General features: G+C 57.7%; 10 protein-coding genes and 1 pseudogene. 6 read left to right on the top strand and 5 right to left on the bottom strand.

Going from position 1 to position 12,628, the window contains the following annotated elements; translation table 11 throughout:
- Positions 1-454: 454 nt before the first annotated feature.
- The 5 genes and pseudogenes from BUB44_RS16070 to BUB44_RS14145 all read left to right on the top strand — a co-directional run.
- Positions 455-565: pseudogene (locus BUB44_RS16070) on the top strand (MerR family transcriptional regulator); the annotation flags it as partial.
- A gap of 148 nt (positions 566-713) precedes the next feature.
- Positions 714-971 carry a recombinase family protein gene (locus BUB44_RS15910; RefSeq protein ID WP_242655994.1) on the top strand — a complete coding sequence of 86 codons (258 nt, stop codon included), beginning with the start codon at positions 714-716 and terminating at the stop codon, positions 969-971.
- Between the two features lies 1 nt (position 972).
- On the top strand, positions 973-2,421 hold the full coding sequence (locus BUB44_RS14155; protein ID WP_131821642.1) for a transposase: 1,449 nt from the start codon (positions 973-975) through the stop codon (positions 2,419-2,421).
- A 666-nt stretch (positions 2,422-3,087) separates the two neighbouring features.
- Positions 3,088-7,476 (top strand): S8 family serine peptidase, encoded by a 4,389-nt coding sequence (locus BUB44_RS14150; RefSeq protein WP_073167498.1) that lies wholly within the window; start codon positions 3,088-3,090, stop codon positions 7,474-7,476.
- A gap of 113 nt (positions 7,477-7,589) precedes the next feature.
- Positions 7,590-8,144 carry a Uma2 family endonuclease gene (locus BUB44_RS14145; protein WP_073167496.1) on the top strand — a complete coding sequence of 185 codons (555 nt, stop codon included), beginning with the start codon at positions 7,590-7,592 and terminating at the stop codon, positions 8,142-8,144.
- Between the two features lie 23 nt (positions 8,145-8,167).
- On the opposite strand, the gene BUB44_RS14140 is transcribed toward BUB44_RS14145, so the two are convergent.
- The 5 genes from BUB44_RS14140 to BUB44_RS14115 form a co-directional block, all read right to left on the bottom strand.
- Positions 8,168-8,353, bottom strand: a complete 186-nt coding sequence (locus BUB44_RS14140; RefSeq protein ID WP_073167494.1) for a type II toxin-antitoxin system VapC family toxin — start codon at positions 8,351-8,353, stop codon at positions 8,168-8,170.
- Positions 8,350-8,625, bottom strand: a complete 276-nt coding sequence (locus BUB44_RS14135) for an AbrB/MazE/SpoVT family DNA-binding domain-containing protein (protein WP_073167491.1) — start codon at positions 8,623-8,625, stop codon at positions 8,350-8,352. Before BUB44_RS14135 ends, BUB44_RS14140 begins: the two co-directional genes overlap by 4 nt.
- 115 nt (positions 8,626-8,740) lie before the next feature.
- Entirely contained in the window at positions 8,741-9,958 is a 1,218-nt protein-coding gene (locus BUB44_RS14130) for an anti-sigma factor family protein (RefSeq protein ID WP_165611057.1), read from the bottom strand.
- A 47-nt stretch (positions 9,959-10,005) separates the two neighbouring features.
- Positions 10,006-10,662 (bottom strand): sigma-70 family RNA polymerase sigma factor, encoded by a 657-nt coding sequence (locus tag BUB44_RS14125; protein ID WP_073167487.1) that lies wholly within the window; start codon positions 10,660-10,662, stop codon positions 10,006-10,008.
- 345 nt (positions 10,663-11,007) lie between these two features.
- Entirely contained in the window at positions 11,008-11,397 is a 390-nt protein-coding gene (locus BUB44_RS14115; RefSeq protein WP_073167482.1) for a type II toxin-antitoxin system VapC family toxin, read from the bottom strand.
- Between the two features lie 112 nt (positions 11,398-11,509).
- On the opposite strand from BUB44_RS14115, the gene BUB44_RS14110 reads away from it, so the two are divergent.
- Entirely contained in the window at positions 11,510-12,316 is an 807-nt protein-coding gene (locus BUB44_RS14110) for a transposase (protein ID WP_207545679.1), read from the top strand.
- Positions 12,317-12,628: the final 312 nt, after the last annotated feature.

Below are 12,628 nucleotides of genomic sequence, written 5' to 3'. Positions count from 1 at the left end.
AAACTGAGGATATAGAAAAATGGCTGCAGGTGTCTTTACCGGCATTAAAGGGTCCTTTTGCCGACCGGCCGTGGATAAAGTATGTTTTACGGGAACTTGCCCGGCCAGATTTTGCTGCCCTTATTGGCTAACCTGTTCCCTGGTGAGCCTCAGAGGGCTTAAGAGGCAGCGCCGTTAGGGGAGCCTTGACAGCCGGGGTCCCCGCAGGTGGTACAATGGTTTTTGCGACGGGGCGCTGGTATTATCTTTACCTGTTCCCCGGAGCCGCCCCGTCGGTGGGTTTGTCTGACCACCTGCGGGGTGGATGTCAAGGCCGCTGCCTTTAAGCTAGTGTTTTTGAGCGGTGAGGTCTCATAACGGGAAAAATTTTTGTGGAGATACCTACTGGATCTTGACACGGACTAGAGTCTTGTCAACATTTGACATATTTCCTATACAATAATATACTTACCATATGAAACATGATCTGGAAGTTTATTTACCAATGAGGAAAGCCTGTGAAATTCTGAGCGTCGTACCCATAACTCTGCGCCGGTGGGAGAAAGCAGGTAAAATTAAGGCCATCCGCACTCCTTCCGGCCAAAGGCGCTACACCCGGAGCGAGATCCTTCGTCTTTTGGGAGAAAATCAGCCCGAGGGTGTTCGGGCTGTGATCTACGCCCGGGTATCTTCGGCAAAGCAGGCCGGCGAAGGAAACCTGGAACGCCAAAAGCATGGTAGTAATCGAATTCAAAGACAGGCTGGCCCGGTTCGGCTACAATTACATCGAAAAATACCTCAACGCTTTCGGTGTCCGGATAGAAGTCGTCAATGGGACAGAACCGAAATCCCTTCAGGAAGAACTTGTTGCTGACATATTAGCCATTCTTTCCAGCTTCAGTGCCACGCTGTACGGCCACCGGAGCAAGGAGTTCCGAAAAAAAGTAAGGGAGGCCATGAAAGACATTGAAGCCGCCGAAAAAGCCGAATAACATGTTCACAATAAAAGGCATATTAACCGTGGACAAGCGCCTGGCAGCAACCCTGATTAATTTCATGCGCGTCTTTCAGGCTGCCAGGCGCACCGCCTACCAGGCCATCCGCCGGGGAGTGAAGAGAGAAGAAATTATTTCCTCCCTCCAGAGTAAATTCATCCGCAACGCCCGCTGGTGCCAGTGGGCCTGTGCCGAAGCGGAAGACACCATCCGCTCCCAGAAAGAGCTCATTGGCATGTACATTCACGATCTGGAGGCGAAGATCGAAAAAGCCGAAGAGAAGCTGGAACGGGCTAAAAAATCTCTTCACCGCAAGGGAATTTTAAACAGAATCAAAAAGCTGCAAAACAGACTTTCTTACTGGCAATCGCACAAAGAAAAAGGCACCGTTCCCCCCGCTGTCTTCGGTGGTAAGAAAAACTTCATCGCTTTAACTAAGGGTAAGCTTTCCAAAGAAGAGTGGCGGGAACTGCGGAGCAATTCCTTTACCAGCGTCGGCCAGGCCAACCAGAAGGGGTTAAAAGGACAGCCGGGCAACGCCAACACGGAAATTTTCTTCGACGGGGAAAATTTCTTCCTGAACGTTTACCTGCCCCCGGAAGACGAAGATATAAAACTGGGCCGGGGCATCCCCCGCCGGGGAGAAGACTGGATCACGCTGCCGCTGTTCATACCTGCTCCCTGCGTCAAGTACCTGGCTGAACATTTAGCCACCGGCCGGCCCTACACGGTTCAGGTCATCCGCAAGAAGAACCGGTTTTTCTGCCACATTTCCTTTGCTTTGGAAGATACTAAAGAGGTTGACCGGTCCTCAAAAATGGCCGGGATAGACCTGAACCCGCAGGTCATTTCGGTAACCATTGTTCACCCCAACGGCAACTATCTGGCTTCGCGCAATTTTCCCTGCCCGGACCTGCCTTATGTGAGCCACGAGAAGAGGTTACACATCATCGGCAGCCTCTGCAGGGAAATTGCCGGGTGGTTAAAGGAACAGGGTGTCACCCAGGTGGCGTTAGAGGAGCTGTTTTTCAACCAGGACCACGACACCAACCGCTTCTTCAACCGGATGAGCCACAACTTTTCGCATAAAGCCATGTTCACCAACCTGGTCATCCGTTTAAGAAAAGAAGGGATTGCAGTTTTTACGGTAGACCCGAAATTCACTTCCCTCATCGGGTTTACCAAGTATAAAGATACTTACGGCCTGGCCGTCCACCAGGCCGCCGCCCTGGTCATCGCCAGGCGGGCACTGGGTTACGTCGAGCCGCTGCCCAGGGAAATTAAAAGGCTGCTGGCGCCAAAGGAAGGACAGCCGCACCTTTCCACCTGGGGCAAGCTTTTCGGTATAGTCAAATCTGCCCGCAAAAGGGCCAGGAAAAACGGCGACTATAAAAAGAGCTGGACAATCGAGAATTACCTGACCTGCGCAAAGCTAAAAGTTGCATAAACTTTCAAGCCTGCCGTTCTCGCCTCACGTCCGGCTTTCCTGGGAAGCCGGCACCTGTGATAGAAAAGGACAGAGTATGTGCATAGATAGAGCAGCGTTCGCGGTTTAATCACCGTTCAAGGGGAGAGCGGGGGCGGCAGGTAGGCGGGGTAACTCCCCCCTCCGGTATGTGCCCAAGGGGCAGCTTCCTGCGCAAGCAGGAAGCTTGTTCTGCGGGACGGAAGAACGCTGGAGTGCCGCCTTAAAGCCACAAGCCTGCCAGGCGCATACCTGCTCTGCAGGTAATGTGGGGCTTCCCCTTCCGGGGTTTAAGGTCGGGCCAGACGGTGACGGAGGTAGCCGTCGGTGGTAATACCATCTGCACAATGAGTACCTTGGTGCAAAGTTATATGTTAGTTGACTAATGTGTAACTTTGTATAGGGAAAATTGACCTCTTTCAATAATCTGGCCGGCGTCCAGTGCACCGGTTAATTTTTTTTGGAAACCTTCCGGCCCCGGAATGCGTCTATATGGATTGGGGCGGTAAAAGGGGAAGGGATTTGCAGGAAGGTTAAGAAACTCAAGTTTTTTGCCTGCACAGGCAGGAAAGGCCATTTGCGATGTCGAAAGATCAGGAAAACCAGGAACAGGAAGGATAACCAGTAAATTAACAGGGAGATGGAGCCATGGGTAAATGGTTTCAGCGCCACCCCCTGCCGGTGATACTGCTTTTCCTGGTGGTGGGGGGGGTCCTGCTTTTTGCCTGCGCCCTGCCGGGCCTGCAGAACGGCCGGACCCATGCCGGGGTGTCCGGCACCGCTCCGGGCGGCGGGGATGAGCAGGCCGCTGGAATCACTCTTAAGGGGCAGGAGCTTTATACACTGCACCTTTCCCGCCAGCCGCGGCCGGCGGAGCTGGAGCAGTTGCGCCGGCTGGCCGGGGTAGGCGACTTCACGGGCGGGGATACCCTGGTCGTGCGTTGTTCCAGGGATATGGTGGAGGAGCTGGCCCGGCTGCCGTTTGTGGGTGATGTGAAGCCCCGCCTGCAGGAGGAAAAGCTGAAAACCCTGGAAGGAGCTGGCATCATCCCTGCGTCGAAGGGCACGGCGGGGACCGCCCGCGATGCGGTGGTAACCTCCGGACCCGGCCCGGCCCGGGACGACGCCGTAATTACAGTTAACCTGGTAACCCTATTACCCCGGGATAAAGAGGACCTGGCCGCCCTGGTGAGGGCCCGCGGGGGAGAGGTGCTGCGGGGACTGGACGAGAAGGGGAACGTGCTGCGGGTGCGCCTGCCCCGGGAGGCGCTGTCCTCCCTGGCTTCCTCGCCCCTGGTGCTGCGCATCGAGCCCTATGCCGAACCACGTCTCCTGAACGACCGGGCGGCAGCCATAACGGGCGCGGCGCCCCTGCAGGCACCCGGGTTTGTGGTGCCCGGCGGCCTGAACGGGGCCGGCCAGGTGGTGGCCCTGGCCGACAGCGGTCTGGGTGACGGTAACCTGGACAACCTGCACCCCGACCTGAAGGACATTCCGGGACAGAAACCAAAGGTGATCATGCTTAAATCCTGGTCCGGGCGTGACCGGGCCGATGACCCGGTGGGGCACGGCACCCACATGGCGGCCACCATAGCCGGGACCGGTGCCGCTTCCGGCGGGAAGTTTGCCGGGCTGGCCCCGGGGGCCAGCCTTTATTTTGAGGCCATCCTCAATAAAGAAGGGAAGGTGGATCCCCCGGCGGACCTGGCGAACCTGTTCCGCCCGGCCTATGCCGCGGCCGCCCGCATTCATGTGGACGGCTGGGGCGTTCCCGTGAACGCCTACCTGAGCAGTGCCGCCCGGACCGATGCCTTTGTGCGGCAGAACCCGGATTTCCTGGTCATTTACGGTGCGGGCAACTCTGGCCCGGGGGCGGGAACCATCACCGCCGAAGCCAACAGCAAGAACGCCCTGGTGGTGGGGGCCAGCGAGAGCGTGCGCCCTTCCTTCGGGCCGGCCAGCGATAATGCCGGAGAAGTGGCCTCCTTTTCCAGCCGTGGTCCGGCCGGGGACGGGCGTATCCGCCCCGACCTGGTGGTGCCGGGGACGGGTATTGTTTCGGCCCGTTCCCCCCTGGTGAAAGGAAATTTCCCCTCCAACCCGCAGTACACCCGTTTACAGGGAACCAGCATGGCGGCGGCTGTCACCGGCGGGGCGGCCGCCCTCTTGCGGCAGTATTTCCAGCAGGCGGGCCATAAGGACCCGTCGGCGGCCCTGCTCAAGGCGGCCCTGATCAACGGGGCCGCCCCTGTGGACGGGGAAGGGGCGGGGTTCGGCCGCCTGGACCTGGCCGCCACTGTCCTGGGGCTGGCGGAAAAGACCTTCCTTTATGCCGATGAATCCACTCCCCTGGCCGCCGGGGACAGTAAGACCTACCGGTTCACGGTGGAAGATACCTCCCGCCCCTTCAAAGCCACCCTGGCCTGGACCGACCCTCCCGCCGAGCCGGGAGCGGACCGGGCGCTGGTCAACGACCTGGACCTGGTGGTGATCGGCCCGGACGGCAGGGAATACCTGGGCAACGATGACGGCAGCGGCAGGCGGGACGACCGCAACAATGTGGAACAGGTGCTGGTACCACACCCCGCCAGGGGTACATATACGGTTATAGTGCGGGGTACGGACGTGCGCGGGGGCCCCAAACCCGCCTCACCGCCCGGGCAGGATTTCGCCCTGGTTTATGGCCAGCCTCTGGGTAAAAAAGTTATTGCCGCTGCGGATGAAAAAAGCCGCCAGGTGCGCTTCACCGACGGCGTTACAGCTTCTTTCCCCGGGCAGGGGCACATCGCCCTGGGCAGCAAAACCCCGCCCTGGACCATGGATCACGCCCTGCCCGGGGCGGAGGCCTATGTGGATGAGGGGAACCGCATTCTTTACATAGTGGGCAGCGTCTGGCGTCAAAACGCGGTGGAACTGCTGCCCCTGGCGGCGGGCACCCTGCTCCAGGAAGCCAGCCCCCGGGCGCGGGAAGGGGGCTTTTACCTGGACCGGCGGGCGGAAAGCCCCCTGTGGGTCAACGACAGCCCGGCCGGTGTACAGGATATTCCTCCCGGTGTGCGGTTGTGGGCTTCCATAAATCCCACCACCCAGATGGCCTGGCGGGTATGGGTCTGGTTCCGGGAAGAGGAGGGAATTATTGACCGGGTGGATCAAGAGCACGGGCAAGTTTACCTGCTGGGGCGGCAGCAACCCTACCGGCTGGCCGCCGGCGCCGTCTACGCCTTTGACGACCGGCTGGCTTCCGCCAGCCCGGAGGATTTACCCTACGGTTACCCGGTAACCGGGGACCCGTCTCAACTGGCCCCGGGGATGAAAGTAAGGCTGATGCTTTCCCCGGGCCAGGACGAAGTGATCTACCTGGCGGTGCAGCGCACCCTGGCCGTGGGCACGGTGGAGGAGATGGACCCCGGCCGGAGCTGGTTGAAGCTGCAGGGGGCAGGGCGTTACCGGCTCATGCCCGGCCTTCCGGCAACCCTGGACGGGAAGCCCGCCTCCCCCGGTGATATCGCCCCGGGAGACCATGTTTGCCTGCTTTTGGCGGGCGACCAGGCCATATCCATAGACGCCCACCGGCAGGTGATCTACGGCCAGGTGATCTTTTATAAGGAAGAAAGCAAGTCCCTTCTTCTGGTGGACAGCCGGAATAAAATGCGCTCCCTCACCATTACCCCCGGAACCCTCTTTTTCCGGTGGGGCCGGCCCAATGAGCCTTCCTCGTTGCTGCCCGGAGAATGGGTACGCGTAATTCTGGCCAAAGGTATGAACGGCGCCCTGCGGGTGGATGTAGCCGAAGTGGCCGCCGGCGGTAACGCCCGGCTGGACGGGCTGGACCCGGTCCGGGGAACGGTTAATTTCTCCGGGGATCAGGAAGGGCGCCTTTCCTCCCGTACCCTGATCACCAAAAACGGCTATCCCGTGGGTGCCGAAGATCTCCTGCCCGGGGAAGAGGTGGAATTCACCATCCTGGCCGGCCTCCAAGGGAAAACGGGGGTGGTGGCAGCCATCAAGGCCCGTTCCCGCGATGGAGTGCCGGCTCCCTCCCTGCAGGCTGCCTGCCGGCCGGCAGGTGATGGTTTTATAGTAAAAGGCAAAACCTCGGCCACAAAGATTTACCTGTATACGCAGGAGGGTGATCGCCTGCCGGTAACGCCCGCCCGGGGCTACTTTGAAATCAATCTGCCCCGGAATACCGGCGATACCCTGCAACTGGTGGCGGTTGACACGCGAAGCGGGGGTGTAACGGGTGAATACCTGACCGTACCCCTGGAGGCCCTGTTCAGCGACCTGCAGGGTCACTGGGCCGGGAAGGAAATCGGGGAACTGGCTCAGCTGGGCCTGATCGGCGGTTATCCCGGCGGAAAATTCCACCCGGAAAAGATGGTCACCCGGGCGGAGTTCACCCTGATGCTGGTGCGGGTGCTGGGATGGGACGGCAGCGGCGGCAGGGGACCGGCGGTTCCGGCCTCCGGGGGTGACGTTCCCGGAAAAGGCCCGGATTCCGGCGCCCGGGAGGGGTCCGGGGTTTCCATACCCTCCGACCTGCCGTCCTGGGCTGAAAAAGGAATCCGGGAAGCCATCCTCCGGGGCATCGTTTCCGGCTACCCGGATGGAACCTTTAAACCGGACCGGCCGGTCAACCGGGCGGAAGCGGCGGCCATCCTGGCCCGGGTGCTGCAGGTGACCGGCCTGGTTGGAGAGGACGGGGAAGCCGGCAGCACCGGGGCTGGTCCCTATACACAAAACACAGGTGGTGCTCCCGAGGAGGCGGGAGATGCAGCTTCCGGTGTTCAGCCCCGGTCGCCTGCCGCCCCGGGCGGTTCGGGCACCCCGGTTTCGGCAAAGACGGGCTCCTCGCCTTCGTACCGGGACTGGAATGCCGTTCCGGGCTGGGCGCGCACTTCCGTAACCCTGGTGACGGAAGCGCGGCTGATGCTTGGGTATCCCGGCGGGCGCTTCGGCCCGGCCCAACCACTCACCCGCGCCCAGGCGGCGGTTATTGCCTGGCGTTTGCGTGCAATGGTAACTGCCTCCGGCTGAGGCTTTTCTTTTTTTTGTTCCAATGTTAAAATTCGTAAAAGGGAAAGTTCGCTCAAAAGGAGTGTACCATGGACGCAATGGCACAAACGCCGGGTTAAAAAGGGTGATAAGATATGGAAAGCTTAACCATCTTGACGGACCGTCGTTACACCTATGAAGATTACCTGAAACTGGATGATGACCGTGATTACGAAATTATCGGGGGGAAACTGATTGTGGTACCCAGGCCCGGACCGCGTCATCAGAAAATTGTCTCCCGCCTGGTTACTGTGCTGGAGGGTTACTTGCGGCAAAATCGTGCAGGGGAACTGTATTTGGACGTTGATGTGCTTTTCGGTGACCAGGTGGTGTCCCCCGACCTGGTGATTATTTTAAAAGACCGGCTTTCCATTGTCCAGGAAACCAATATCAGCGGCGCCCCGGACCTGGTGGTGGAAGTTCTATCGCCCTCCACGGCCAAATACGACCGTAAGGAAAAAAGCCAGCTTTATTACGCCGGCGGGGTGCAGGAATACTGGCTGGTGGACCCGTCCCTGCAGCTTGTGGAAGTGTTTGTGCGGGGGGAGAAGGATTGGAACCGCAGCGGGATTTACGACGAAGGGGAAACGCTGGTTTCCCCCCTGTTGCCCGGCCTGGAAATTGAGCTAAAAAATATTTTCATGGAATAATACTCGCAAGCCGGGGTTAAAGATTAGATGCCCACAGTTTCAAAACCGTACTGTTTGAAATGCCGGTCAAACGTAAAAGCCAGATTGATGCCGTATCTGTACATCACTGCAAAACTGGTTGCATCAGTAAAAGAAAAATCTTTATCCCGGTATTTTTTAATTATTTCCCTGAGGGCCAGCACAGCACTGGAATCTACCAGCAGGGTCATTCTTTCATTTTCCTTTCTTTGGCCTCTGTCAGGTATTGGTCATGTTTTTCGGCCAGGTCTACCGGTCCCGTACCCTTACCAATCAGTTTAAAAATGGCATCCCTGGCAGATGCCTGTTTGAATGGTGTAAACTTGCGCATGATAATTTCGTCACCGTTGATATAAACGGCCAGGTGATCACCTTCCTTTATTCCTATTAATTTTCTGGCCCGTACTGGAATTGTCATCTGTCCCTTTGAAGTTACCTTGACCACTTCAAAATGTTCGGACATGGACTCACTCCTTTCATGGTAAGATTTCCTTACGTATATTTTAAACTTCTCCAGCTTTGAAAGTCAACAAAAAACCAGGCTCAACATTAAGCTGAACCCGGTTTAAAATTCCCTGCTACTCCTGCAGCCAGACCACCACCACCTGCCGGCCGGCTTCCCGGTCCCACGCGGCCAGCTGCTGCTCGAGGGATTTGATCTGCCGCTCCAGGGCCTCCGCCTCGGCCTTATCGGTGGTCTGGTTGTGCCTGGCGATCAGGGCCCGGTAGCGATCCAGGGTGGAGGCGAACTGCTGGGAAATGTCCTGGCTCTGCTGCTGCCGGTCCAGCACCCGCCCCAGCCCGGTGGCCGTGGCGGTGAAGTGGGTGGCCCGCTCCACCGGAACCACAAAGCGCAGGATTTCCACCGTATGCCCATCCACCCGCTGCCGGCCGAAACTCTGGCAGCTGCTATCCCCCGCTGCGGCCAGCAGTGTCTTTTTCGCCGCCTGCAGGTCGGCCACCTGCACCTTTAACAGCGTGCTTTCAATGGTGCGGGTCTGGTTCAGGAATACCCGCGGTTCAACGGCGCCGCCGCTGCCCGCCCTGCTGCTTACGGATTGTCCGGTGTTTGCCGCGATGGCGACGCCCTGTTTACTGTCACTTTGCCGGGACTGTTCAGGCCGGCCCTTTTGTTCTCCCCCGTTTGCAGCCCGGCCGGGAGCAGCCGGCTCATGGAAACGATTGTCATCATTGTTTGCCTTATCGACCCTGTCACGGGGTCCGCCGGGCGCGTTTTCCCGTTCACCGGGGGTTTGGGTTTCCCGGGGTTCGTTGTTTGGATTTGCCGGCACATCCCCGCCCGGCTTATCCGTCTTTACTATTGTACTACCGCTGCCCGGGGTCTGTTCACCCTGCCCGGAGTTATCCACCACCATGGCCGGGCCTTTTGTCCCCGCCGGAGGCCACCAGTAGCGGGCAGCAAAACTGGCGGAACCCGCCAGCAATATGACCACAGCGGCGGCTGCTGCCAGTCCCCTGCGCCAGGTGCCGGAAAGCCCCTGCCACCAGCTCCCGGGCGTCCATACCCTCCGGGTGGCGTCCTTTCTCCGTCCGGCTCCGGGCAGCGGGCCGGCAGATTCCTTCAGCCGGGACATTACCTGCGCACTGAAACCTTCCGGCGGCGCCACCGCTCTGGACACGCCCCTTAACGCCAGGGTTATGGCCTGCCAGTCTGCCAGTTCCCCGGCACAGGCAGGACACTCCCGCAGGTGCTCCTGGAGCCGGCGGGCTTCTTCTTCAGCCACTTCCCCGTCCAGCCAGGGGTAAAAAAGTTGTCTCGCTTCCCGGCATTTCATGGTGTTCACCTTCTTGTTGCACATCCACACACCTTTGATAGGGCAACTCATCTGGCCCGGCTTGCGCCGGCACCTTCTTTCAAGACTACCGCCCGCCCGTGCTTGCTTTTCCCGCCCGGTAACGCCATTCCCGCTTCTTCCGCCAGGGTGGATACTCGTTTCTTCAGGGCGTCCCGCGCCCGGTTCAGCCGGGATTTTACCGTGCCCAGGGAAAGATCAAGCATCCGGGCAATTTCATCGTAGCTGTAGCCTTCCACTTCCCGCAGGATGAGCACGGCCCGCTGTTCACCGGGCAGCTCCTTCAAGGCTCTGCCCACCAGGCTCCGGAATTCCTTTTCCTCCAGTTCCTCCTCCGGGTCGCCGGCAGCGGCCGCCACCTCCCGGGTAACTTCCCCGTCAGAGGTATGTATTGGTTCGTCCAGTGAAATTAGGGTCACATTACCGCGCCGCCGTTTGGTATTCAGCCACAGGTTGACGGTAATGCGGTGCAGCCAGGTGCCGAAATCCGCTTCAAAACGGAAGCTGCTCAGGGAACGGTAAGCCCGGATAAAAACCTCCTGGGCCAGGTCCTGGGCATCGGCATGGTTGCCGGTTAACTGGTAGCTCAGGCTGTATACCCTTTGCTGGTACAGCTGCACCAGCTGCTCGAAGGCCACCAGGTCATGTTCCTGGGAACGCTGTATCAGGTGTTTGACGGCATCCAAGGGGAAGCCACTCCTGCCAGATGCCCCAAACCTCATCTTACCTGTTAGACACCTTTTTGCGGACAAAAGTTCCAACCGGCAAAGGGTTGGGGCAAAAAATTTTTCATTATTTCTGTACGCGATGCCGGATTATTTTAGAGGTAACTTTCCCGCCATTGCTTAGCAGAATAAGGAAATTACCTCCAAACCGGGCATCATACGGTTTTATTTCATATATAATACCATGTTCCCTCCTGCGGGGCAATTGGTTAACCATTAAAACAATAAATATGATTAACTATGGAGAAATTATGAAACACTATGAAAAACGGGCCGGGCCATCCCTGCGGTAATGGCACGGCTAATTTATTGTCCGGCTGGCAGGTCGAAAACCAGCAGCCCGTCAATCATACGGAAGTGCCTGGTGTTCCGTGTTATAAGGGTGGCTTTTTGCTCCATTGCCGTGCTGGCGATAATAGCATCAACGGGTGTTAAGCCCTTTGGACGGTATTGCCGCAGCAATATTCCCGCCCGCCGGGCGATGCCGGAGGTTACCGGTACAGCATCAAGCAGCTCCAGCAGCTTTTGTACGGCATCTTCTGCCGTCCTGTTCTGGAGGCTTTTCCCGGCATATAATTCCATTTCAGTTACCGCGGAAATAATGGCCGGGATGCCACTGCCAAATACGGTTTCCAGGAATTCGGTTGCCGGTTTGTAATTGCGCAAGTGATCAATCAACACGCTGGTATCAAGCATTAATTTACAAAAATACCGCCAGAATGCCCCCGATTTTAATCGGGGGATGAATGGCGGCTTGGTTTATTCTTCCGGCTGTGCTATAATTTAAGCAGACCGGAGGAGATGTCGGATGCAGACGGTAACCCTCAAAATCAAGCTCCTGCCTCCCAACAAGGGCAAGCTGGAGAAGATGACCCGCATGCTGGAAATCTACCGCCAGGCGTGCTTCTGGTTCCTGGAGCAGGCCGAAGCTTTGAATACTACCAGCCGGGCACATTTAAACCGTGAAACCTACCGGCAGGCATGTGAGTTATTCGACCTCAACCGGGGCACGCTCCAGTGCGCCATGCTCAAAGCGCTGTCCGTCAGGCGCTCCTACCTTTCCCGCAAACAAAGGGGCAAAAAGGCCAGCCTGCCCAAATTTGAGAAAACGGTTCCGGTAATGGTGCGGCAGGACTGCTACTCCCTCCACCAGCTTCCCTCCGGCACGTGGGTCATCAAATTCCCCGTTTCCTCCGGTAGGAGCCAGATAGCCGTACCCCTTGCCGCTTCCACATACCACGCCAAAAGGCTCCAGGATCTGGCAGGAGGTTCCTGCCGTCAAGGGTCTGTGGAGATATGGCGAGACAAAAGCGGCGAGTGGTACGCAGCCATATCCCTCGTCTACGAAACATGTCTCAACGAGCCGTGCGGCGTAATCGGGGTCGACTTCGGCATCGTAAAACTTGCTGTATTGTCCAACAACGTATTCTTCGACGGACGACAGGTGAGGTGGCGAAAAGAACGTTGGGCAGAGCGGCGTAAAGCACTTCAGCAAGCAGGCAGGCTTTCCCGCGTCAAGAAGGAATCGGGTCGTGAACAAAGATGGATGCGGTATATCAACCACTGTATTTCCAAACGTATTGTGGAAATAGCAAAAGCTGAAGGTAAAGTGTAGATTTTCAAATTGATTCGGGAAAAATCTTCAAATTAAATTGGGGCAACCAACTGGTGGAACAAAGGAAATTCTCATTTTAAACCGGTAATCATAAAAATAATTTTTAAATTCCGCTGGCATTTCCATCGAAAACCCAAAAAAGAAAAACCGGCTACCCGAAAGAGGCAGCCGGTGGTAATACCGCTCAAAACCGGTTAAACGGATATTTTTTCTTAAGGGCCAGAATTTCCGCCCGTGCTTCCAGCAACTTTTCTCTGAACACGGCAGCAAACCAGGCCGGCCGGTTTCTGGTCGGCGGATACGTTCTGGCTT

The sequence above is a fragment of the Desulfofundulus australicus DSM 11792 genome, from assembly GCF_900129285.1.
Taxonomy (GTDB): domain Bacteria; phylum Bacillota; class Desulfotomaculia; order Desulfotomaculales; family Desulfovirgulaceae; genus Desulfofundulus; species Desulfofundulus australicus.
Note: the sequence above shows the minus strand (reverse complement) of the source record. Positions and strands in the feature narration are given on the sequence as shown.